Below are 21,963 nucleotides of genomic sequence, written 5' to 3'. Positions count from 1 at the left end.
ACCCATAAAAAAGGACAAATAACTATGGATATCACCACAGAATACCTAGGCTTAAAACTGCGTTCCCCCCTTGTCCCCTCAGCCGCAGCGCCCTTAACAGAAAACATCGATAACGTCCGAAGAATGGAAGATGCCGGCGCCGGTGCAGTCATTCTGCATTCACTTTTTGAAGAACAACTGATCCGCGAAAAATTTGAACTTCACCATCACCTAACACACGGCACAGAAAGCTACGCAGAAGCCATTACCTACTTTCCAGAACCCGAACTTTTTCACGTTTCAGGAGAAGAATATCTCGAACATATCCGCACAGCAAAAGCAGCCGTTAATATTCCCATTATTGCCAGCTTAAACGGATTTACCACCGGCGGCTGGGTAGAATATGCAAACTTGATGCAGCAGGCGGGTGCCGATGCTATCGAATTAAACATTTATTACGTTCCCACAGATCCCAATCTTTCTGGTGCAGAAGTCGAGCAAAATTATATCAACATTTTGCGAGAAGTAAAAGCCGAAGTAACCGTGCCGGTTGCCATCAAAATCAGCCCATTTTTTAGCAACTTGGCAAACATGGCAAAACGCCTAGACGAAGCCGGTGCCAATGGCTTAGTATTATTTAACCGTTTCATGCAGCCAGATATTGATTTAGAAAATCTCGAAGTTTCCCCCCACATTTTGCTAAGCACCCCCCAAGCCATGCGATTACCGATGCGTTGGATAGCAATTTTATATGGCAAAATAGGTGCAGATTTGGCCTCAACCGGCGGAGTTCAAAAAGGACATGATGCCATTAAAATGTTAATGGTAGGAGCAAAAATCACTCAAATTTGCTCTGTATTAATGCGGCATGGCATAGAACATCTGAGTGTTTTAGAACAAGAAATAAAACATTGGATGGAAGAGAACGAATACGAATCAGTTAAACAAATGCAGGGCAGCATGAGTCAACAAAATTGCCCTGATGCTAGTGCTTATGAAAGGGCACAATATATGAAGGGGATTCAAAGCTATAAACCACCCTACTCTATGGCTGATTTGCGAGTCTCTCAATAAACCTTCCAAACAACCTCAGATTCAAACAATAAAACCATGTGTGGGGCAGGCAACATGATCTGCCATACATCTGCGCTTATTTATGAGTTTAATTTTAAACCGCAGATTAACGCAGATTAACGCGGATAGGGTATCTGCGTGCATCTGCGGTTTTTTAACTCTTGACAATCAAGCTAAAGCCCAACTACATCGAAACGCTCCTTTGTGTTAAAAAAATCTATTAAGCTACGGATGAAATGTTTTTTTAACCCCATATTATGTCCATAACACAAAAAAAACGAATTGGTGTTTTAACCAGTGGCGGAGATGCACCAGGGATGAATGCAGCCGTGCGTGCTGTCGTGCGTTCTGCTCTGCATTTGGGAATGGAAGTTTATGCTATCTATGAAGGCTATCAGGGAATGGTGGATGGCAATGAATGCGAACCGATAGAAACAGCCGCCAGCCATCCCCGTCTTGCCCGTCCCTGCATTCATGCTTTAAGTTGGGATGATGTGGGGGGAATTTTGCACCGGGGCGGTACGATTATTGGTACGGCTCGCTGTCTGGAGTTTCGCACCCAGGTCGGTCGAGTAATTGCTGCTCGCAATTTGTTGATACATGGTATAGACGCTTTGGTGGTAATTGGTGGGGATGGTAGTCTCACCGGCGCCGATCTTTTCCGCAAAGAATGGTCCCAAATTCTCACAGAGTTAGCTGATTCGGGGACTATAGGCCCAGAAATCATCAAACAGCATCCTTATCTCACAATTGTGGGTTTGCCGGCCTCCATAGATAATGATATGTGTGGCAGTGACATGACTATAGGCGCTGATACTGCCTTACATCGTATAACAGAAGCCATTGATGCAATTTCCTCTACCGCAGCGAGTCACCAACGCACATTTGTAGTGGAAGTGATGGGGCGAAATTGTGGTTATTTAGCCTTGATGGGAGCTTTAGCAACCGGCGCCGATTGGGTTTTTATTCCTGAATGTCCCCCATCAATGGATGATTGGCAGCATCAAATGTGTGAAGTCCTCAACGCGGGACGCGAGTCAGGCCGCAGAGATAGTATTGTTATTGTTGCAGAAGGAGCAAGAGACCGCCAAGGCAACCCGATTACTTGCGATTTAGTGAAAAAGGTTTTAGATGAAAGACTTAATGAAGATACTCGTATAACCATATTAGGCCACGTCCAGCGCGGCGGCGCACCGACAGCCTTTGACCGGAATTTAAGTACGATGTTAGGTCATGCAGCAGTAGAGGCGATTTTGGGTTCAACTCCCCACAGTGAGCCTTTGATGATTGGAATTCAAGGAAACCGCATCTGCTCAAAGCCTCTGATGCAATGTGTACGCGAAACTCATGCGGTGGCTGATGCTATTTCTCAAGGGCAATATGATCAGGCGATGGATATGCGGGGAAGTAGTTTTAAGGAAGCTTTTTATACGCTCAATACTTTAATGCAGGCTAAACCGAGTAGTCGCGGAGCTTCTTCTCCTCCTTTACGTTTGGCGGTACTCAATTGTGATGCGGCGGCGCCAGGGATGAATACGATTGTCCGTGCTGCTGTGCGTTTGGGAATTGATAAAGGTCATACGATGTTGGGGATAGAGCGCGGTTTTCGTGGTTTTATTGAGGGAAAGGTTAAGGAGTTAAATTGGCTGAGTGTGCGGGGGATGGCAACTACTGGTGGCTCGGAGTTGGGTACTTCTCGTCGCGTTCCCCAAGCAAAAGATTTTTATGCCATTGCTCGTCATATTGAGGAAAATAAAATTCAAGGTTTGCTTGTGATTGGCGGCTGGTCGGGTTATGAGGCTGCTTATAAGTTATTTTCTCAGCGTGATACTTTTCCGGCGTTTAATATTCCGATTGTTTGTCTGCCGGCTTCGATTGATAATAATTTACCGGCTTCCGAACTCAGCATTGGTGCGGATACGGCTCTCAATAATATTATTGAGGCGGTGGATAAGATTAAGCAGTCGGCTGTGGCTTCTAGTCGCTGTTTTATTGTCGAGGTGATGGGCGGTTATTGTGGTTATTTGGCCCTGATGAGTGGTTTGGCCACCGGCGCCGAGCAGGTGTATTTACATGAAGATGGTTTGAGTATGGGTCATTTACAGAAAGACTTGCAACGGTTGATTGATGGCTTTAATCAAGGTAAACGGGTGGGTTTGGTGATGTTTAATGAGGATGCTCACCAGGTTTATAACTCTAATTTTATTTCTTCGATGTTTGCTGAGGAAGGCAAGGAGGTTTTTCAGGTACGGCAAGCAATTTTAGGCCATTTGCAGCAGGGGGGTGATCCTTCTCCTTTTGATCGTATTCAGGGGACACGCTTTGCTGCTAAGTGTCTCGATTTTTTGATTGAGGAAGCGAGTAACCCTATCCCTGGTGCAGGGTTTATTGGTTTACAAGGCGGACAAACTTGCTTTTTTGATTTGGGTGAGTTACCACGTTTGATGGATATGAATTTGGGCCGTCCTAAACAACAGTGGTGGATGAGTTTGCGTGATTTGGCTAATATTCTTTCGATGTCGGCTCCTTAGTCGTGTCTTCTGCTCTTTAGTTGGCCAAGTCAACTTGTGGGCTGAACAAATACAGCCCACTTCTGTTTTTAGGTGTGATTTATTAAAGCCCCGGACGTCTGGGGCTAGTTTTTTTGCTTGTAGTGGTTGCTTCACTTCGTTTCTCTCCTTTCTTCCCCTAGGATTCGTTGACACCAACGCCCTAGTAATAGGTGGCAGACATTGTTTTTAGCGTTTCCTGCGCTCGTTGCAATCATATTTTCCTGAAAAAAATAACCGTAATAATACTGATTTTTGAGGAGGGGTTCCACTTATTAATAGAAAATTGTTAAAAATACTGAGGGAATTAGGCTCAATATTTCCAAGTGATTCAGGGTAATTACGGAGGCTTGCTAAATGGCAACGGAAAGGGGAGAGATTGACAGGTTCTTTATTCAATCTTTAAAAATTGTTGGAAAATATATTGTTTGATTCAAGCTTCCCAAAAAGGCTTGTCAAGGACAAAAAGCCATGCAATGATATATTCATACAAGAAAAGAAAAACATCTTACACAAACGACCCAACTATATCAGCTGCATCTCCGCTTAGTTAATTAATGCCAAAAGAAAACTAAGTATGAAAGTATTTTTCTAGTGGGAGGCCGGTAAGCAACAATTCTTTTCTGCTACACGTTTTAGAGCTAAGGCTTTTTAACTCGACAATATTTTTAGGAAGGACAGAGACCATGAAATCTACACATAATTTTCAACTTAAGTCTGCTTTGTTGATGGCCGGTGTTGCTCTTCCTTTGTTGGCAAGTCTGCCGGTTAAAGCGGCAACAACCAGCTTTGATGCAGCGAATTTTACGGGCGATCCTTTAAAAGTCAATGTTACCTTAGATGATAATGGCGGCAATGGCACGGTTACGGTAACTTTGCGGGTTGTCACTGATGCTCAGAACCCAAATACTGCTGATTTGCGAGGATTTTTCTTTAATGCTGCCGACGGGATTACCGGCCTCACAGCTACCGGTGCTCAAGTTAACGCTACAGATTTTAGCGGTAATGTTAGCAATGTTGGTAACGCTAACTTAAATGGTGCTGGCGGTCAAGCTTCTTATGACGGCGGAATTGAAATCGGTAACAATGGTTTAAGAGGCGGTGCTGATGATTTTCAAACCACTACTTTTACATTGTCGGCTAATCAACCGCTAACGTTAGCAATGTTTAGCGCTCAAAATATTGGTGTGCGTGCTACGAGTGTAGGTGCCCCCGGAAGCAGACGTGAAGGCAGCAGCAAAACAGAAGGGGCTGCTCCTGTATATACTCCGCCGGTCAGCAGCAACCCAGTCACCCCCAGCAACCCAGTCACCCCCAGCGAGCCTGTCACCCCGATCAGCCCTGTCACCCCCAGCGAGCCTGTCACCCCCACCAGCCCAATCGGCAGCGAGACTCCCGGTGGTGGCACCCCGGTCGAACAAGTACCCGAACCTACTACGATCATCGGTTCTATTATGGGTCTGGCCGGTTTGATGGGAATGCGCCGCAAAGCCAAAGCTAATAAAACTGAAGAATAGGCCGATTGGTAAAGCCCTTAAACCAGGCTCTACATAGTATTCTTCAAGACCTATAAGTAAAAAAAACCCGCCCTCTTAGAGAAGGCGGGTTTTTAATACATTAATACCTATCAAGGGGTTTGCAGTGTTCCCCGTACAGTTTGGGCCTTCTTTAAACCCACTCTAGGAGGTCGGGTTTTGGTCGTAGCAAGTCATAAGAAAACCCCTATAAAAAAACCCACCCTCTTAGAGAAGGCGGGTTTTTAAAACATTAATAGGGGAGAGGCATCTGGGAAACAGTAGGCCATCCCCACTTACTTACTAGCTCTTGACTTCTTGGGGTTCAGCCGCCGGCCCGCGTACAATTTCACTTTGTACCTGCTGGCGACCCCGCTTGATTAACTTCGGTTTGGGAGTTCCCGATAAATCTTCTTCCGGCATATCCGATGTTAGCCATGACGGACGAGTTTGGTCGTAAGCCATCTGCAAAGCGGCTGCGGCAATGGTGTGAGCATCGTATTCTTCACCCAATTGAGCGACTATGGGCAAGAAAGAAGCCAACCGCTCGCCAGACAATGCCTCCAGCACCTTATTTTTCAGCTTTTCTAGCTGACGGGCTTCAATTTGGGCGCGTGTCGGCACCGGCATGGTGCGTAAAGCTTGGCGAACATGGCGTTCAATTTGCTGCAACTTGCGGCGCTCAAAAGGTACCACCAGGGAAATTGCTGTTCCTGCCTTACCGGCCCGTCCTGTCCGTCCGATGCGGTGGACATAGCTTTCGACGCTATCCGGCAAATCGTAGTTAATAACGTGGGTCAAATGATCCACATCCAAACCGCGAGCGGCGATATCGGTTGCAACGATCCAGCGGACTTGTTGCTGGCGGAAGCGATTCAGCAAGCGTTCCCGCTGAGACTGATTCAAATCGCCATGATATTCATCAACACTGTGACCGGCTGCTTGCAGGTCACTGGTGAGTTCTGCTGCTGCTTTGCGGGTGCGGACAAATATAATTGCTGATTCTGGATCTTCTAGTTCCAAAATCGGTTGCAACGCTTTTGCTTTTGTCCAACCACGCGGTACGTTGTACACAACTTGGTTGATTTGCTTGGGTGTTGCTTTCGGTTGCTTGATGCTGACATTGACCGGATCGCGGAGGAATTTCGATATTAACTGACGAATCGAAAAGTCCATTGTCGCCGAGAAGAATGCAGTCTGGCGGTCTTTTGGCGCTTGGGATAAGATTTTTTCGACGTCATCGATAAAGCCCATGCTCAGCATTTCGTCGGCTTCATCTAATACCATCCAAGAAAGCTGATCAAGCTTTAAGTTACCGCGTTCGAGCAAGTCAATTACTCGTCCTGGGGTTCCCACGACAATTTGCGTACCGCGTTGCAGTGAGCGAATTTGCCGGTCAATTGCCGAACCACCATAGACGGATAAAATACCTATGCGCCGGTCGCCACTCAAGTCGCGCATGGCATTACAAACTTGCAATGCCAGTTCGCGGGTGGGGGTTAGAATCAGCGCTTGGATGACTGATTTTGTTGTATCAACGTTGTCCAAGATGGGCAGGGAAAAAGCCGCCGTTTTGCCGGTCCCGGTTTGGGCTTGCCCTACTACATCGCGCCCCGCCAATAATTCAGGTATTGCTTGCGCTTGAATGGCCGTCGGGGCTGTGAAACCTAGTTTCTCTAGTTGGCTAACACGAGCATCAGAGAGACCTAAGCTTGCAAATGTCAAATCCATTTAATCTCCTATAAACCTTATACTCTTTCAATGCACTTTGTTGGTGATGGGTTATTGGTCATTAGCTATTAGCCCTTTATTGGTTCTTGGTTTTTTTACCACTTACCAAATTTTTTCACTAATTTCTAGCCACTAATTCCCAGTCACTTTATACAGCGTGAGGTTTGGATGAATCTTTGGATCGAGCTTCAGGTATCTCTGATAGACCGGTATCGAACCTTAGAGAGTCGGCTCGCACCCAAACGATTCTTCTTGCGTAATCTTAACTCTATTGTAAACTATTGTTAAGTATTTCGCAACATTTTTTACAATTCCTAACGCTGTGCGGACATAGCCACTGGCAACAAGTCTGCTGCCGTCGCTACATGACCATACAGATCGTAGATATCTGCGTTGATTATTTTCACCGGCACTACTGAACCCAGCCGAGCCGACCCCTGAACGTAAACTAAACCATCTACATCAGGCGCAAAGCGGGCACTGCGCCCTACTAATTCGCCCGTTTCAGGATTTTCTTGCTCGATTAATACATCTACCACTTTGCCAATTTCTGCTTGATTTTTTTTCAGCGAAATTGGTTGCTGCGCTTCCATGATGGCATCCCGGCGGGCATCCATCACTTCTTGCGGCAGTTGGGAAGGCAAACTGTAAGCTGGTGTCCCCTCCTCTGGAGAAAATGTAAAGACACCTACATGATCAAATTCATGTCGCTTAACAAATTGTAGCAAATGTTCATGGTGTTTTTCATTTTCCCCCGGAAATCCCACAATAAATGTTGTCCGCAGTACAGCATTGGGGATTGCCGTTTTGATACGCTCGATAATGGTGTCGTTGACACCCGCTTGCCAGGGGCGATTCATGGCCCGCAACACTTCGGCATGGGAATGCTGCAACGGTAAATCGAGGTAGGGCAAGATGTTCGGGACTTCCTGCATCGCTGCGATCACTTTGGGAGTGAGGCCGGTGGGATAGGCGTAGTGCATCCTTATCCAAGGCACATCGACTTTACCCAGTTCCCGCAACAATTCGGCCAACTTTGGCTCGCCATAAAGGTCGAGTCCGTAGTTGGTGGTAATTTGGGAAATTAATATAATTTCCTGAACACCCTCTGCGGCTAGCTGTTGGGCTTCCGCGACAATCGATTCTATCGAGCGCGATCTTTGATTTCCCCGTAAATGAGGAATTATGCAAAAAGCGCATCGATAATCGCATCCTTCAGCAACCCGCAGGTAGGCGACTCCTTCGGTGGTGGTGCGATAGCGGGGGGTTGTTTCGTCGGCGATGTAAGTAGGTTCGGGGCTAATTTCTTTGACCCGTTCACCACTTTCTGCTCGCTCGATAACTTGCACAATTTTGTTATAGTCGCCGGTGCCAACTAAAGCAACCGCCTCTGGCAACTCTTCGAGGAGTTGCTCTTGGAAATGCTGCGCCATGCAGCCGGCGATCACGATTTTTTTATTGGCTTCTGCGAGTTCTACCAAGGTTCGCACCGATTCTTCGCGGGCGGCTTGGATGAAACTACAAGTGTTAACGATAACGTAGTCGGCTATTTCTTCGTTGCTATCGACTTCGTAGCCGGCTTGTACGAGCAAACCGAGCATATGTTCCGTATCGATGCGGTTTTTCTCACAGCCTAGGTGAGATACGGCAATGATTGGCTTTTTGCCCATCTATAAAATAGAGTCAAGTCCCTGTTTGTACGATATTTGACCGGGCGCGAGGCCGGGGTGTGCCATAGGGCGTAGGCCGGCGGATAGAGTTCCTGGTCAGCTTTATGAGTTTAACATATTTTAATGTCCAAATTCTGCCGCCACATAAATTTTTCTTTAGCATCTTTGCCATCAACAGGCGTCCATCCGCGAGAATTAGAGAATTTTAGAGTTTAACTTTTAGATTTTAAAGGGCTAAAAATCCTTTATCTACAAGGGTTTTAAGATTTATATCTCTAGCAGCGTTTTTGCTAAGTGGTATAAAATAAAAACAATTCCCTAGTCTCTGGGGAGTTGAGTTGAACGGAAATAACGGAAACAAGGTAAACAACTGGAAACCTATGTCTGACTTAAATCGCGGAATTATGAAGTTTCCAGGGGCAGATAGCCCCATTGCCGTCGCCATCTCTTCAGTAGTGGTTTTAGGCGGTGTAGTATTTCTGATTATCTGGGCGCTAAAGTCCGCCTATGCGCTTGGTTGATCGAGAATGGCTGATAGGGAGGGGTGATGGATGAGGGGCAATTTTTTTTATCCCGATGCTATCACTGCTTCCCCGATTCTCCAAAATTTTAGATACCTTCCTAAGAATGCTTTTTTGCGAGCGGTTATAAAAATAAGGCTTTACTGGCAAAATAAGAAAGTTTCTCACAAATGGCGGCAACGGGCCGGCCAATTGAATTAAGACAAATTTAGTCAGTATTTTAACGCAATGAATTAGATGCGCTCTGATAAAATTCAGTTGCATTTATGGGGCTTTCCAAAAAAATAAAACTGCAATAAATAATGATGATTTTTTGAGAAAATTTTAAAATCATCATTATTTATTACTAATCTTTTCTGACTAGCCAAAATTGTTAAATCGGGAAAACAAGCCAATATTTTTAACTTAAATTCCCTCTTACTTTGCCTCAACCATCATCCGCACAACATCAGGCATTTTATACTTCGCCTCCCATCCCAACTTCTCTTTCGCCTTAGCAGGATTTGCCCTCCCCACCGCCAACTCCGTCGGACGATATAAACTCTCATCAATCATCACATGATCCTGCCAATTCAAACCGGCACAATTAAACGCCTGCACGACAAAATCCTCCAAAGAATAACTCTCACCCGTCGCAATCACATAATCATCCGCAGCCTCTTGCTGCAACATCAAATACATCGCTTCCACATACTCCGGAGCCCAACCCCAATCGCGCTTAACCGAAATATTTCCTAACCGTAACTTCTCCTGACTTCCCTTAGCAATTCGACAAGCAGAAGCAACAATCTTTTGCGTCACAAAACGCTCAGGACGCAACGGTGACTCATGGTTATATAAAATACCAGAACAGGCAAACAAACCATAAGCTTCTCGATAATTTGCCAACTCCCAAAAGGCCGTTGCCTTCGCCACTGCATAGGGACTTCTCGGACGAAAAGGCGTCATTTCATCCGCCGGTTTATCTCCCGTATCCCCAAAACACTCACTTGAACTCGCATTATAAAGCTTAATATTCCCACCGTTAAAACGAATCGCCTCCAACAAATTCAAAGTCCCCGTCGCCACACTTTCCAAAGTCTCCACCGGCAAATCAAAAGACAACCCCACCGAACTTTGACCGGCCAAATTATAAACCTCATCAGGTTGAACTTTACTCAACACCTGCAACGTACTCCGAAAATCCGTCAAAGACATTGAAACCAACTTCACATCTTCCCGAATTCCCAACCGTAAAAGATTGCGAAAAGACGAAATTTGAGCATCTCGTGATGCCCCTATCACCTCATAACCCTTACTAATTAATAACTTCGCCAGATAAGCCCCATCCTGACCGGAAATGCCACAAATCAAAGCCTTTTTCATAAATTTTTCCTAATTAAAACTTTTCTTGAAAAACTCTAAAGCACCCCTATTTTATCCTCAAAAAATTACCCAAAATTTCCTGAGTTCGAGACAGAGATTTTTTCCCATCCAGTTTTGAGGCAGCCTAATTAACCACCGGCTTCGTCTAGTACGAATAATAAGCAGAATAATACACATTTTGGGGCCGGTCAACAAAATTAACCACCATCTCAGCCATATTACACCGACATCCCGCCAAAACCTCTATTCCTTCAGACAGAGACGAACGAGTAGCCCGTTCCACCCCAGCTACCAAAACCATCCTATCCAGCTTTGGCACCACCGTTTGAGCATTCGTCACCCCCACCACCGGCGACATATCCACCAACAAATAATCATAAGCCTGACACCATTCTTGCAGCAACAGCGACATCTTCACACAATCCAGTAAAGCCAAATAATTCGGAGGAGTTGGCACTAAACTTTTATTATCCAGAAATATTAAACTATGCAATTGATATGAAAATTATCTTTCATCATCCCGCCGTACAAATGCCGGTAAATCCACAATCTAAACTACACTCAATGGCCTTTTCAAAATTCCTTAAGCCTAGCCCAAGTTTTAGAAACCTTTTCTTCTTCAAAAAATAGCCAAAAAGCCAAAAAAATATCCTACCAACATATTAGTAGGACAAAAATATTGCCATTTTTATTATCTAATCAAACCCGACAAAAACCGATAACCCATCTGCGTTAATCTGCGTTTATCTGCGGGTAAATCAAATTCCCTCCAACCACCGCAAAACCAACTCATTAACAACATCAGGACGCTCATCATGGGGACAATGACCTGTATTAGGAATAGCTACAAACTCCACCGGCACACCCTTAAACTCCTCAAAAACCCGACCCCCATTAATAGGAGTCCAAGGATCATCAGCCCCCCATAAAACAAGCAAAGGATGCTTAACTTTTGGCAACAAATCAGCAAGACGTGGCCCAGGAGGAGCAGTCAAAATCGAAGCAAAAACCTGTTGAGCACCGGCATGACAAGAAGGCTCATAAAGCATCTCCACCAACTCATCAGTAATCGCCTCGTGATTGCGATAAACTTGGCGCAAAGTATTACGAATTCGGTGTTTTTGACGAATATTATTAAACATCAAACCACCCAACAATTTAGAACTCACCAACTTGGTAAAAGTCCCCATCACAAAACGCAGAGGAAAATTTAACTCATCAGGCCGGTGATTTAACCCCCCAGCACAATTAATTAAAACCGCACCCAGGCTAATTTCTGGATGATTTGCCACCACCATTAAACTCAGCAAAGCGCCGATAGAATTGCCGACAAAAATAGCCGGTTCATTAATTTTTTCTGTCCAAAAATCCTTAAGCAACTCTTGCCACAATTCCAAAGAGTAACTTAAAGCCGGTTTATCCGAAGCACCAAACCCCAGCAGATCCAGCGCAAAAACCCGATAACCCCCACTCGCCAACACAGGGATATTATTACGCCAGTGACCAATTGATGCACCAAATCCGTGAATTAACACCAAAGGCCGGCCTTCACCGCTTACAGTGTAATAAATTTGATGCCCACGCCAAGACCAGATAAACTTTTCAATTGTTTTGGAGACGGAAATCTGTTGTGTCGTCACGGTAGTGTCTTCTCAAATTTCTTAAACTAACTTAATAATAAAGGCGACTGGCGATTGTAACCTAGCTGGATGCGAACCCAGAAAAATCACCTCACCGGCACAAAATCAAAACCCGTACCCGAATTGCCACCAGGCACAATTTTAACCAATTGCGAAGCCCCATTTCTGTCTCCCGACGGCAAAAACTGAATTCTTCCGGTAGCGCCTTCAGTAGAAAAATTCAGACTCGACAAAGTTTTTTGCAGAGATTCTCGACTCGAACCACCCTTAAAAGCGGCAATAATAGCCTGAGTGGCATCATAAGCCAAAGCCGTGCGCCAATTCACCGAACCGCCCCAAAGTTTAGCCGCATTTTCTGTAAACAAATTATTTTCAATTGCCGCCGGATGCCAAGGAACCGCCAACAGCATCCCATTCACATCTGCCTTACCTTGATCTAAAGTTTGAAAAGTATAAAGCGCATAACTTCCCAACAAGTGTAACCTGTTTTTATTTGCCTTTGCCACCTGAATTGCCCGATTAATATTACCCACAGAAACCGCCAATAACAAACCATCAGCCCCATCACTTACCGCCTGAGAAACAATTTTTTGAGCATTAAAATCTGCCGCCGAAAAATCACAGCGATTCCCAGAAATTTTGCCTCCATCGGCAAAGAAATTTGACGTAAATTCTTCTTTGAAAGACAGACTCGCCTCTGCTTGAGAATCTGCACAAATGGCAATATTTTTTAACTTCTCCTTTCCAGCAGCATAGCGAGAAAGGACAGTTGCATCAAAGCGAATACTAGGAATCGTGCGAAAAATATAACTTCCAATACTTGATAAACTTTTGGCATGACTCGTCGGAGAAATCATCACCAGTTTGCCTTGTTGATAAACCGGCGCCGCCGCCAGCGAAGCCTCACTTGCATTATGCCCCACTACTCCTAAAATGCTGGAATCATTAACCAATTCCTGAGCCACATTTTTTGCCACACTTGCATCATTATCATCATTAGCAATTACCACTTGTAACAAAACCCCATTCAATCCACCGGCCTGATTAAATTCATCTTGGGCTTGCGCCACTCCTCGCAGCAATTCCTTCGCAACATTCAAATTGCCGCCAACCGGAACACTTGTGGCAATTTTATAAACTTTACCGGTCAACGCCGCCTTAGCATTATTCAAATAAATCAAAGATTCGGGGTCATTTCTATTTTGTTGCAGCGAAGTTTGAAACTCACGAATAGCCGTCGCATAATCCCCCTTAGCAAAAGCTTCAACCCCAGCTTTTTTATTATTATTTGTATCAGCCGTAATTAAAATTTTTTCGCCTAAACTCAACCGGCCCGAAGAAACATTGCCCCCAGAATTTTGGCTTGAATTAACCAAAGGAAAATTCACACCAGAACGATTCATTAACCACCAAAACCCTCCCGCCAATAACCCAACCGTAATCAACAAAGACAAAATCAGAACAGGCGCTTCATTTTTTTGAGACATAAAAAAACTTACAATTAATTATAAAAACTCATTCTAACAAAACCCCCCAACCACACACCGCCTCTTATCCCAACTACCAAACCCAAAAATTAACTTATCTGCGTCCATCTGCGTTTATCTGCGGTTTAAAAAATCCGTCCCCGAATTTTCTTAAAAAATCCGAGAAAGAATGACATAAACCAAACGAAATAAAGCCGTCACCGCCAACGCAGACAAAGCCGCACCCACAGCAGCGATCAGCACCACATCCAAAGCCAACCCCCCACGCAAAGGCGAAAACCAAACAATTAAACCTGTAATCACAGCAAAAATCGGTAAATCTTTTCCTTCAATAAACCGGCGATTTTGAGCAAAAATTAACAGCGACAAAACAAGCACCAATACCCCTATAAGTATTCCGGGCGTAGGTAACAAAGTCTGCAACCCAATAAATAATAATCCCCCTTCAAAGCCGGTAAAAGCAGCCCCAAACAAAATTTCTAAGGTCGAAAATTTACGTTTAGTCTGTTTTATACTTGTCGGCGGCGCTTGCGTAACGTTAACGGGGAAAGTCTTTGCGCCTGTCGGTGTATTTTTAGAACTTCTTTGTGTAAAAATTGCCAGCACTTCTTCAGCAGACTGAAAACGCGCTGAAGGAGAAGCTTTCAGCATTTTATCGAAAACCTCTGCAAGTTGTTTACTAACTTTAGCGTGGGGTCGCCAGTTCCACTGATTTGTATAAGAATCAAATAACTCAGATGCCGGTTTACCTGTCAATAAACAAATACAAGTCACCGCCAAAGCATATAAATCTGTAGAAGGAAAAACACTACTTCCTGTCATTTGTTCAGGCGGCGCAAACCCCATTGAATAAATTCCCGTACTGCGATCTAAATTGCCGGCCCCTTGAGCAATTTGTTTAACCGCGCCAAAATCAAGCAACACAACCTTGCCGGTGCGTTCCCTCATAATATTGGCCGGTTTGATATCACGGTGAATAGAATGGTGGGAATGAACAAAGGTCAATATTTTAAGAATTTCTTGCAAAACTTCTAAAATTTCAGCCTCAGAAAACTTGCCTTTTTGAGCTAGTTCTTCTTCCAAATTTTGACCATCAATGAATTCTTGAACCAAATAAAAAAAACGGGCCGGTTGACCGTGAGAACCGCCCGAAACTTCCAAAGGAAAAAAGGCAAACAAATCAGGAATTTGCGGATGAGTATTGCCAAGTTGTTCTAAAACTTCCGCCTCGCGTTCAAACAATTGACGAGCAATTTGCATTTGTTCGGCAGACAACTCGCCGGCCGGTTGGAATTGTTTCACCACACAGCGACGCATCCCTGGCGTATAGCGGTCGCGGGCCAAATAAGCCGTGCCAAAACCACCTCTACCCAAACGTTTCACCGGCAAATAACGGCCAACTAAAATCAAAGGCATCCCGCAACTAATGCAAAATTTTTGCTGCACCGTTGAGAGAGTATTACTATCATCAAGGTCAGCAAAAGAATTGACAGGACGAGGGCAACCAGGGCGCGTACAAAGAATTTCCATATCCGTACTAGGGGCTGTCGCCCGATAGGTTAACCGGCAGTAGAATTCGGGCTAGTAATTTCTATTTCTGTATCAAGGGTAGGAGTTGGGGGATTGGTCAGACGTTTATCAAGTCCGAGTGTAGCAAAAAGCGGCAAAACTTCGCGACTAAAAGCTTCTGCTGCTTTGGAACGATAGCGATTAGGATTATAGATAACCGAAAGCATCCTTTTAACAACCACATCATCAGTTTGAGCGCGATAAAGAATACCCATTTGCAGTTCTTTTTCGATAGCAGAAACCGAGACAAAAGCAGCGCCCAGGCCGGCTTGAACTGCATTTTTAATTGCTTCTATTGAGTTGAGTTCCATTTCAATTTTGAGCCGACGAGTATCAATTCCCGAACGAGTTAGAACGGCGTCAATTACTTTGCGAATCGTCGATTGCGAGTCTAGGGTAATAAATTGCAATTTATATAAATCATCTTTTTGAACTGTGCCGTTTTTCGCAAAAGGATGAGCCACCGGCAAAATCAAAGCCAGTTCATCTTCGGCGTATGGCACCACTTCCAAAGATTCTTGTAACTCTGCCGGCACCTCTCCCCCGACAATTGCCAAATCGATTTGACCATTGGCCACACTCCAAGACGTGCGTCTGGTCGAATGGACGTGCAACTGAACGGCCACATCAGGATAACGCTGGCGGAATTGACCAATCATGCGTGGCAATAGATAAGTGCCGGTGGTTTGGGATGCCCCAATAATTAAAGTTCCGCCTTGCAGGTTTTGTAAATCTTCAATAGCGCGACAGGTTTCTTGACATAAAGTTAATATTTTTTCACCATAGCTAAGTAACAAATATCCCGCCTCAGTGAGTTGCGCTCGCCGGCCCCCCCGGTCAAAGAGTGGCACATCCAACTGTCTCTCAAGGTTTTGAACTTGTAAGCTAACGGCAGGTTGGGAGACGTAGAGACTATCTGCGGCTCTTTTAAAACTGCCCTCAGCGGCAATGGCTTTGAGAATGCGTAACTGGTCTAAAGTGAAAGGGAGGTCAGACATATTCCTAAACCAAAAAGAGGGATGCGTAGGGGGTCAGCGAGTGGAGTTTGCTGAGCGAGGGAGCGGGCTGCGATTTTAGATGCCCCGCTAGGATGTTAGAGTGCAACGATTTTGACAGTAGCACGGCGAGGCAAATCATGGGAGAATCGTGTTACTTAGCGTTGTATTAACATTTACTTGATTTGGAAAATATATCAAAGAGAGATTGAAGGCTGTTCTGAATGTATCAGGAATTAACCGGCTCTCCTCAACTTGCGGCTGGGCCCGGATTGGGCCAAAACGCACCCTGTGCCTTTGACTGTATTTTATTGTTTCTTTTTAAAAGTCTGCGATGTCTCTAGTTTCCCTAACCACCAGCCATTTTATAATGCTGGGCTTGCTTTTTGTGTTTGCAGTAGCCCATAGCGGTTTGGCCGCCTTACGGTCAAGGGGCGAAAAATTAATCGGTGCCAGACTGTACCGAGTTTTGTTTGCCTTAGTAAGTTTACCGTTGGCTGTGGTCTTGATTGTTTATTTCTTTAACCATCGTTACGATGGCCTGCAATTGTGGCAATTGCAAGGAGTACCAGGAATACAACCTCTGGTGTGGATACTTTCAGCCATTTCTTTTATTTTTCTCTACCCGGCGACGTTCAACTTATTAGAAATTGCCGCTGTCCAAAAGCCAGAAGTCCATCTCTACGAAACCGGCATTATTCGCATCACTCGTCATCCCCAAATGGTGGGCCAGATCATCTGGTGTGTGGCGCATACGCTGTGGTTGGGTACTTCCTTTACGCTGGTTACTTCTTTGGGTTTAGTGCTACATCATTTATTTGGGGTGTGGCACGGGGATCGCCGTTTATTGGCCCGTTATGGCGAAGCCTTTGAGAAGGTTAAAGATCGCACCTCTGTGATTCCTTTTTTGGCAATTTTTCAAGGCCGGCAGTCTTTACAGTGGGCTGAGTTTCTCCGTCCCGCTTATCTAGGCATAACGGTGTTTGTTTTGTTGTTGTGGTGGGCACATCCCCTCTTGATGCGGGCTACAGCCAGCGTAAATTTGTGATTTGTCAAAAGTTTTTTGTCATCGGTCATTTTTTATCCTCTCAATATCTGCTGTTGTGAGGATTGACGAAACTTAAACTATATGTTAAAAAATTTCCTCTCAAAGATGACAAGTGACAATTGACAATTGACAATTGACAAAAGATTTTTTGTACCCAGACGATCCCAAATAGAGGTACCATGATCCCAAAGCAGATAGTAAACAGAAATAAGCACGAGGGATCATGCTGCTGTCATCGATTAGCGAGCGGGCTTTTACACAAGAAGTTTTAGAATCTCCTACTCCTGTCCTTGTCCATTTTTGGGCACCTTGGTGTGGTGTTTGCCGGCTGATTAACCCCCTTTTGATGCGTTTTCAAGCCGAATGGGGAGAAAATATTAAGGTGGTGGGCTTCAATGCGGATGAAAGTTTAAAGGTAGCGAATGCTTACCGACTCACTAATTTGCCCACACTGATTCTCTTTGAAGGCGGCAAAGTTCGTTATCGTCTCGATAGTTTCTCTGGACGGGAGGATCTGCGGCAGTCTCTCGAAGTGATGACTCAGATGTATGTCCACCCTAAAACGGTGTGGCTGCATTCTTCAGGAGAACGTCATCCCTATTCCGCTTAGGTTTTAGCAGTCAACCGGTTTTTTTTAATATCGCCCCGCCGGTTTTATCCCTTTATTTTTTCACCCCTCCCAGTTTTATGAATGGGTGGGGTTTTTTATCTGCAAAGAAGCAAAGCAGACTGAAGTATTTTAAAAATTGAGCGTGTTGTTTGCCTATCCCTAACTCGCCTGCATCCTTACTGCCGAGGTGTTTTCGCACCCCCCGAAGAGGTTTCCCTAACCTCCACAGCAGTCGCCCTTGTCTCCATAATTGTACTTAGGGCAGTTTTTCGCGGCGCACTGCTGTGCCACAATGAAATCAAATCTGCCTAAAACGTAAAGAAAATTAAAGTAGGCGCGAGCGTGATGGAACCTCTGTATCAATATGCCTGGTTAATCCCCGTGTTGCCGCTATTTGGCGCGATGGTGGTGGGACTAGGATTAATTTCCTTTAACAAGTTCACGAACAATCTGCGAAAAATAAATGCAGTATTCGTGGTGTCAACGCTTGGGGCAGCGATGGTGCTGTCATTTGCCTTGTTGTGGAGTCAAATTCAAGGCCACCCTACCTATACTCGTACCTTGGAATGGGCAGCAGCAGGCGATTTTCATCTGCGAATGGGTTACACAATTGACCACCTGACGGCGGTAATGTTGGTCATCGTGACAACGGTGGCCTTTTTAGTGATGATCTATACCGATGGATATATGTCTCACGACGCTGGTTATGTGCGTTTCTACGCCTACCTGAGTCTGTTTAGTTCATCGATGTTGGGTCTGGTGGTTAGCCCTAATTTGGTGCAAATTTACATTTTCTGGGAATTGGTGGGGATGTGCTCTTATCTCCTCGTCGGTTTCTGGTATGACCGCAAAGGCGCTGCTGATGCTTGTCAAAAAGCTTTTGTTACCAACCGCGTTGGTGACTTTGGTCTGCTGTTGGGGATTTTGGCCCTTTATTGGAGCACCGGCAGTTTTGAGTTTAATGTGATGGGCGAACGCCTGCACGATCTGGTTGAAACCGGCGCGTTGTCTGCTGCTTTAGCCGCGTTGTTTGCCGTGTTGGTATTTTTGGGGCCGGTGGCCAAATCAGCGCAGTTTCCGCTTCATGTTTGGCTGCCTGATGCAATGGAAGGCCCAACGCCTATTTCTGCTTTGATCCACGCCGCCACAATGGTTGCAGCCGGGGTATTTTTGATTGCCCGGATGTACCCGGTATTTGAAGGGGTGCCGGTGGTGATGGATATCATCTCTTACACCGGCTGCTTTACGGCCTTTTTGGGGGCGTCAATTGCTATTACCCAAAATGACATTAAGAAAGGATTAGCTTATTCGACCATCTCCCAGCTTGGCTATATGGTAATGGCGATGGGAGTTGGAGCCTATTCTGCCGGTTTGTTTCACTTAATGACTCACGCCTATTTCAAAGCAATGCTTTTCCTCTGTTCGGGATCGGTGATTCACGGCATGGAGGAAGTGGTCGGCCATGATGCAGTTCTGGCCCAGGATATGCGTTTGATGGGCGGTTTGCGTAAGTATATGCCGGTGACGGCTATTTGCTTTTTGACGGGAACTTTGGCCATCTGCGGGATTCCGCCTTTTGCCGGCTTCTGGTCAAAAGATGAAATCCTCGGTGCCACGTTTGCGGCAAATCCTGTTTTATGGCTTTTTGCTTGGCTGACGGCGGGAATTACGGCGTTTTATATGTTCCGTATGTATTTCTCGACGTTTGAGGGCAAATTCCGAGGCAATGATATCGATATTCGCAATGAACTTTTGGCAGAAAGTACGGTTGCTTTGGCACCGGCTTTTGGCCCTGGGGCAATGGATCCAAAAGAGTTGGAACATGATAGCGACTCCCACTCGCATCATCACAGCGAATATCCCCACGAATCGCCTCTAACCATGACTTTTCCTTTAATGGCTTTGGCAATTCCTTCTGTTTTAATTGGCTTTGTGGGAACTCCCTTTGCTAATTATTTTGAAGAATTTATCCACCCGCCGATGGAGGCTGTTGTAGAACACGGTGAGGAATTTAATTTAACTGAATTCCTAATCATGGGCGGTTCTTCTGTGGGCATTGCTTTAATCGGCATTACTCTGGCTTCTTTGATGTATTTGTCACGGAAAATTGACCCGAAAGCCATTGCCGAAAAAATTAAACCGCTTTACAACTTCTCCCGCAACAAATGGTATTTGGACGATATCAATGATTTTCTCTTCGTCAAGGGTAGCCGCCGGCTTGCCCGTCAAGTGATGGAAGTTGATTATCGTGTTGTGGATGGGGCCGTAAATTTAACCGGCTTGTTAACAGTTTTAGGCGGCGAAGGTTTGAAATATTTTGAAACCGGACGCGCTCAATTTTACGCCCTGATTGTCTTCGGTGCCGTCCTAGGTATCGTAGTAGTATTTGGCGTAACCTAATCCTAACTCATCATTTGCCCACCCATACCCAATGGTGGGCATACTCCTCTCCACAGAACCACAAACCCATCACAAAAACCCGTAACCTATCCGCTATAGGCTGCGTTTATCTGCGGTTAATAAAAAATAACAACCGCTACAACAAAACTTTTTCATCCATACGCTATCTTAAGGCTAAAGCCTAATTACGAAGCTATGAATTTAGAACATTTTCCCTGGTTGAGTTTTATAATCTTGTTTCCAATAGCAGCCGCGCTGCTGATTCCAATTTTGCCAGATAAAGATGGCAAAACTGTAAGATGGTTTGCCTTAATAATTGGACTAATTGATTTTGCTGTTACCGTCTATGCCTTTTACACCGGCTATGATCTGAAAAACCCAGAATTGCAACTTGTAGAAAGTTATTCTTGGGTACCGCAGTTAGATTTGAGATGGACAGTAGGCGCTGATGGCCTTTCAATGCCATTAATTCTGCTCACCGGCTTTATCACAACTTTAGCTATTTTAGCAGCTTGGCCGGTGACTTTAAAACCGAAACTTTTTTACTTTTTGATGCTGGCAATGTATGGCGGCCAGATTGCGGTTTTTGCGGTTCAAGATATTCTTTTGTTTTTCTTGGTTTGGGAACTGGAATTAGTGCCGGTTTACCTAATTTTGGCAATTTGGGGCGGCAAAAAACGTCAATATGCGGCTACTAAGTTTATCCTCTATACGGCTGGTGGTTCGCTGTTTATTTTAGTGGCCGGTTTGACGATGGCATTTTATGGCGATACCGTCACTTTTGATATGCGGGCAATTGCAAATAAAGATTATGCGATGAATTTGCAGTTGTGGCTTTATGGAGGATTTTTAATAGCTTATGGTGTGAAGTTGCCGATTTTTCCGCTGCATACTTGGCTACCAGATGCTCATGGTGAAGCTACTGCACCGGCGCATATGTTACTAGCAGGAATTCTGCTAAAAATGGGCGGTTATGCGCTGTTTCGTATGAATGCGGGGATGTTACCGGATGCTCATGCGGTGTTTGCCCCCATTTTAGTGATTTTAGGTGTGGTTAATATTATCTATGCTGCACTCACTTCTTTTGCTCAAAGGAATTTAAAACGCAAGATTGCTTATTCGTCTATTTCTCACATGGGTTTTGTTTTGATTGGCCTTGCTTCTTATACTGATTTGGGTGTTAGTGGGGCAATGCTGCAAATGATTTCTCATGGTTTAATTGGGGCGAGTTTGTTTTTTATGGTGGGTTGCACTTATGACCGGACTCATACTTTGATGTTGGATGAGATGGGTGGAGTCGGTCAAAAAATGCCGAAAGTTTTTGCTATGTGGACTGCTTGTTCTTTGGCTTCTTTGGCATTACCAGGAATGAGTGGTTTTGTGGCAGAGTTGATGGTGTTTGTTGGTTTTGCTACGAGTGATGCTTATAGTCCGGTGTTTAAGGTGATTGTGGTGTTTTTGGCGGCGGTTGGGGTGATTTTAACTCCGATTTATCTGCTATCAATGCTGCGGGAAATTTTCTATGGCCCGGAAAATAAGGAACTTGTGGAACATGAGGTTTTAGTAGATGCAGAACCTCGTGAGGTGTTTATTATTTCGTCTTTGTTGGTGCCTATTATTGGGATTGGTTTGTATCCCAAGATTATGACGCAGGTTTATGATGCAACGATGGTGCAGTTTACTCAACATTTGCGTCATTCTGTGCCAACTTTGACGGAGAATGTGGCGTTTGAGGGGCCGGCAATGGTTGCGCCTAAGCTTCGTTAGATAGGCTGAAATGGCCTTAATAAAGATTTTTAAAAAACCCGGTT

At 44.9% G+C, this 21,963-nt stretch carries 16 protein-coding genes; 8 read left to right on the top strand and 8 right to left on the bottom strand.

All coding sequences use genetic code 11. From position 1 onward, the window contains the following. Positions 1 to 24: 24 nt before the first annotated feature. The 3 genes from NG798_RS01545 to NG798_RS01535 all read left to right on the top strand — a co-directional run bounded on the left by NG798_RS01545 (position 25) and on the right by NG798_RS01535 (position 5,119). Complete coding sequence (locus tag NG798_RS01545) at positions 25 to 1,053, top strand: dihydroorotate dehydrogenase-like protein (RefSeq protein WP_261220032.1); 1,029 nt, start codon at positions 25 to 27, stop codon at positions 1,051 to 1,053. Between the two features lie 257 nt (positions 1,054 to 1,310). After that, on the top strand, positions 1,311 to 3,584 hold the full coding sequence (locus tag NG798_RS01540; RefSeq protein WP_261220031.1) for a 6-phosphofructokinase: 2,274 nt from the start codon (positions 1,311 to 1,313) through the stop codon (positions 3,582 to 3,584). A 704-nt stretch (positions 3,585 to 4,288) separates the two neighbouring features. Further along, complete coding sequence (locus tag NG798_RS01535; protein ID WP_261220030.1) at positions 4,289 to 5,119, top strand: PEP-CTERM sorting domain-containing protein; 831 nt, start codon at positions 4,289 to 4,291, stop codon at positions 5,117 to 5,119. A gap of 300 nt (positions 5,120 to 5,419) precedes the next feature. On the opposite strand, the gene NG798_RS01530 is transcribed toward NG798_RS01535, so the two are convergent. Both NG798_RS01530 and rimO read right to left on the bottom strand, forming a co-directional pair. Next, positions 5,420 to 6,847, bottom strand: coding sequence for a DEAD/DEAH box helicase (locus NG798_RS01530; RefSeq protein WP_261220029.1), 1,428 nt, complete (start codon positions 6,845 to 6,847; stop codon positions 5,420 to 5,422). Positions 6,848 to 7,161: 314 nt separating this feature from the next. Beyond that, a complete protein-coding gene (gene rimO / locus NG798_RS01525) occupies positions 7,162 to 8,517 on the bottom strand; it encodes a 30S ribosomal protein S12 methylthiotransferase RimO (RefSeq protein ID WP_261220028.1) in 1,356 nt (451 codons plus the stop codon). A 380-nt stretch (positions 8,518 to 8,897) separates the two neighbouring features. On the opposite strand from rimO, the gene NG798_RS01520 reads away from it, so the two are divergent. Then, positions 8,898 to 9,038: a hypothetical protein gene (locus tag NG798_RS01520; RefSeq protein ID WP_261220026.1), complete on the top strand. Its 141-nt coding sequence runs from the start codon at positions 8,898 to 8,900 to the stop codon at positions 9,036 to 9,038. 417 nt (positions 9,039 to 9,455) lie between these two features. Here NG798_RS01520 and NG798_RS01515 read toward each other — a convergent pair whose 3' ends face one another. The 6 genes from NG798_RS01515 to NG798_RS01490 all read right to left on the bottom strand — a co-directional run bounded on the left by NG798_RS01515 (position 9,456) and on the right by NG798_RS01490 (position 16,097). After that, complete coding sequence (locus NG798_RS01515) at positions 9,456 to 10,403, bottom strand: GDP-mannose 4,6-dehydratase (RefSeq protein ID WP_261220025.1); 948 nt, start codon at positions 10,401 to 10,403, stop codon at positions 9,456 to 9,458. Positions 10,404 to 10,548: 145 nt separating this feature from the next. Then, positions 10,549 to 10,860: a hypothetical protein gene (locus NG798_RS01510; RefSeq protein ID WP_261220024.1), complete on the bottom strand. Its 312-nt coding sequence runs from the start codon at positions 10,858 to 10,860 to the stop codon at positions 10,549 to 10,551. A gap of 301 nt (positions 10,861 to 11,161) precedes the next feature. Beyond that, positions 11,162 to 12,043 carry an alpha/beta fold hydrolase gene (locus tag NG798_RS01505; protein ID WP_261220023.1) on the bottom strand — a complete coding sequence of 294 codons (882 nt, stop codon included), beginning with the start codon at positions 12,041 to 12,043 and terminating at the stop codon, positions 11,162 to 11,164. 86 nt (positions 12,044 to 12,129) lie between these two features. Further along, on the bottom strand, positions 12,130 to 13,530 hold the full coding sequence (locus NG798_RS01500; RefSeq protein WP_261220022.1) for an ABC transporter substrate-binding protein: 1,401 nt from the start codon (positions 13,528 to 13,530) through the stop codon (positions 12,130 to 12,132). A gap of 150 nt (positions 13,531 to 13,680) precedes the next feature. Further along, positions 13,681 to 15,060: a serine/threonine-protein kinase gene (locus tag NG798_RS01495; protein ID WP_261220021.1), complete on the bottom strand. Its 1,380-nt coding sequence runs from the start codon at positions 15,058 to 15,060 to the stop codon at positions 13,681 to 13,683. 29 nt (positions 15,061 to 15,089) lie between these two features. Next, a complete protein-coding gene (locus NG798_RS01490; protein WP_261220020.1) occupies positions 15,090 to 16,097 on the bottom strand; it encodes a LysR family transcriptional regulator in 1,008 nt (335 codons plus the stop codon). 331 nt (positions 16,098 to 16,428) lie between these two features. Here NG798_RS01490 and NG798_RS01485 point away from each other — a divergent pair, with 331 nt between their 5' ends. From NG798_RS01485 to NG798_RS01470, 4 genes are all read left to right on the top strand, one after another. Continuing rightward, the gene (locus NG798_RS01485; RefSeq protein WP_261220019.1) at positions 16,429 to 17,142 is read left to right on the top strand and encodes an NnrU family protein; all 714 of its coding nucleotides are present in this window, start codon (positions 16,429 to 16,431) and stop codon (positions 17,140 to 17,142) included. Positions 17,143 to 17,368: 226 nt separating this feature from the next. Then, the gene (locus tag NG798_RS01480) at positions 17,369 to 17,752 is read left to right on the top strand and encodes a thioredoxin family protein (protein ID WP_261220529.1); all 384 of its coding nucleotides are present in this window, start codon (positions 17,369 to 17,371) and stop codon (positions 17,750 to 17,752) included. Positions 17,753 to 18,097: 345 nt separating this feature from the next. Further along, a complete protein-coding gene (locus NG798_RS01475) occupies positions 18,098 to 20,152 on the top strand; it encodes an NAD(P)H-quinone oxidoreductase subunit 5 (protein ID WP_261220018.1) in 2,055 nt (684 codons plus the stop codon). Between the two features lie 195 nt (positions 20,153 to 20,347). Then, the gene (locus NG798_RS01470; RefSeq protein WP_261220017.1) at positions 20,348 to 21,919 is read left to right on the top strand and encodes an NAD(P)H-quinone oxidoreductase subunit 4; all 1,572 of its coding nucleotides are present in this window, start codon (positions 20,348 to 20,350) and stop codon (positions 21,917 to 21,919) included. The last annotated feature ends 44 nt before the right edge of the window (positions 21,920 to 21,963 follow it).

The sequence above is a fragment of the Ancylothrix sp. D3o genome (assembly GCF_025370775.1).
GTDB lineage: Bacteria > Cyanobacteriota > Cyanobacteriia > Cyanobacteriales > Oscillatoriaceae > Ancylothrix.
This window is presented reverse-complemented; position numbering and strand designations above follow the sequence as displayed.

Coding starts and splice junctions, on each gene's coding strand:
- NG798_RS01545 (WP_261220032.1), top strand. CDS start 25: ATGGATATCACCACAGAATACCTAGGCTTAAAACTGCGTTCCCCCCTT.
- NG798_RS01540 (WP_261220031.1), top strand. CDS start 1,311: ATGTCCATAACACAAAAAAAACGAATTGGTGTTTTAACCAGTGGCGGA.
- NG798_RS01535 (WP_261220030.1), top strand. CDS start 4,289: ATGAAATCTACACATAATTTTCAACTTAAGTCTGCTTTGTTGATGGCC.
- NG798_RS01530 (WP_261220029.1), bottom strand. CDS start 6,847: ATGGATTTGACATTTGCAAGCTTAGGTCTCTCTGATGCTCGTGTTAGC.
- rimO (WP_261220028.1), bottom strand. CDS start 8,517: ATGGGCAAAAAGCCAATCATTGCCGTATCTCACCTAGGCTGTGAGAAA.
- NG798_RS01520 (WP_261220026.1), top strand. CDS start 8,898: ATGTCTGACTTAAATCGCGGAATTATGAAGTTTCCAGGGGCAGATAGC.
- NG798_RS01515 (WP_261220025.1), bottom strand. CDS start 10,403: ATGAAAAAGGCTTTGATTTGTGGCATTTCCGGTCAGGATGGGGCTTAT.
- NG798_RS01500 (WP_261220022.1), bottom strand. CDS start 13,530: ATGTCTCAAAAAAATGAAGCGCCTGTTCTGATTTTGTCTTTGTTGATT.
- NG798_RS01495 (WP_261220021.1), bottom strand. CDS start 15,060: ATGGAAATTCTTTGTACGCGCCCTGGTTGCCCTCGTCCTGTCAATTCT.
- NG798_RS01490 (WP_261220020.1), bottom strand. CDS start 16,097: ATGTCTGACCTCCCTTTCACTTTAGACCAGTTACGCATTCTCAAAGCC.
- NG798_RS01485 (WP_261220019.1), top strand. CDS start 16,429: ATGTCTCTAGTTTCCCTAACCACCAGCCATTTTATAATGCTGGGCTTG.
- NG798_RS01475 (WP_261220018.1), top strand. CDS start 18,098: ATGGAACCTCTGTATCAATATGCCTGGTTAATCCCCGTGTTGCCGCTA.
- NG798_RS01470 (WP_261220017.1), top strand. CDS start 20,348: ATGAATTTAGAACATTTTCCCTGGTTGAGTTTTATAATCTTGTTTCCA.